Origin of the sequence: Amycolatopsis orientalis DSM 43388 (genome assembly GCF_000411975.1) — a bacterium.
Taxonomy (GTDB): Bacteria; Actinomycetota; Actinomycetes; order Mycobacteriales; family Pseudonocardiaceae; genus Amycolatopsis; species Amycolatopsis orientalis_D.
The window spans coordinates 1-1,280 of sequence record NZ_ASXG01000167.1; the positions used below are offsets into that span (position 1 = coordinate 1).

The following is a 1,280-nucleotide window of genomic DNA, read 5'->3' on the forward strand; positions in this document are numbered from 1 at the left end:
TCCGTGAAGGGCTCTTGGGGTCATGGGGTTGTTGCAACACCGTCTGGTTGGAGGGGGGTTGTGATGGCGGGGGTGCGGAAGTTCCGGTGGTTGCCGCGGTCGGTGCAGGTGGAGTTTTGGGAGCGGGTGCGGTCGGGGGTGGCGGTGAAGCCGGCGGCGTGGTCGGTGGGGATCGCCGCGCCGACGGGGGCGCGGTTGTTCCGCCAGGCTGGCGGGGTGATCGGGAATGCGCCCCGTCGGCCGGGGCCGGTGCGGTTGAGCCTGGCCGAGCGGGAGGAGATCGCCTGTTTGCGGGCGGCGGGCCACGGCGTCCGCGCGATCGGGCGGGCGCTCGGGCGGCCGGCGTCGACGGTGTCGCGGGAGCTGTCCCGCAACACCGGGTCCTCGGGTTACCGGGCCAGCAGCGCCCAGCACGCCGCGGAGCAGCGCGCGAAACGCCCCAAGGTCGCGAAACTGGCCGCCGACCCGGTGCTGCGGGAGGCGGTGCGGGCGGGGCTGGCCCGGAAGTGGTCGCCGCGGCAGATCTCGGCGAGACTGGTGCTGGACTTCCCCGACCGGCCGGAGATGCGGGTGTCGCACGAGACGATCTACCAGTCGCTGTACGTGCAGGGCCGGGGCGCGCTGCGCCGGGAACTGGCACAGGCGCTGCGGACCGGGCGGGCGCTGCGGATCCCCCGCGCCCGGGCCCGGGCACGGCAGCGGCTGTCCGGGGCCCGGATCCGGGACATGGCCAACATCAGCGAACGGCCCGCCGAGGCCGCCGACCGCGCGGTCCCCGGGCACTGGGAGGGCGATCTGGTCCTGGGCAAGGACAACAAGTCCGCGATCGGGACGCTGGTCGAACGCTCGACCCGGTTCGCGGTCCTGGTGGCCTTGCCCCACGGGCGGGACGCAGCCGCGGTCGCGACCGCGATGACCGAAGCGATCCAGACCCTGCCGCCGCTGCTGCTCAGGTCGCTGACCTGGGACCAGGGCACCGAAATGGCCCACCACAAGACCATCACGCTGGACACCGGGCTGGAGATCTATTTCTGCGACCCCCACTCGCCCTGGCAGCGCGGAAGCAACGAGAACACCAACGGCCTGCTGCGCCAGTACTTCCCCAAAGGCACCGACCTGTCCCGCCACACCACCGACGACCTCGCCCGCGTCGCCGCCGAACTCAACGGACGACCCCGCGAGACCCTCGGCTGGCACACCCCAGCCGAAACCCTCGCACGACTACTCTCACACCAACAAACACCAGGTGTTGCAACCACCACGTGAATCCGCCGCTCCTT

Annotated in this window: 1 protein-coding gene; it reads left to right on the plus strand. The window is 72.0% G+C overall.

The features are described from left to right. The first annotated feature begins 63 nt into the window (after positions 1-63). The gene (locus tag L942_RS34830) at positions 64-1,266 is read left to right on the plus strand and encodes an IS30 family transposase (RefSeq protein WP_051166466.1); all 1,203 of its coding nucleotides are present in this window, start codon (positions 64-66) and stop codon (positions 1,264-1,266) included. Positions 1,267-1,280: the final 14 nt, after the last annotated feature.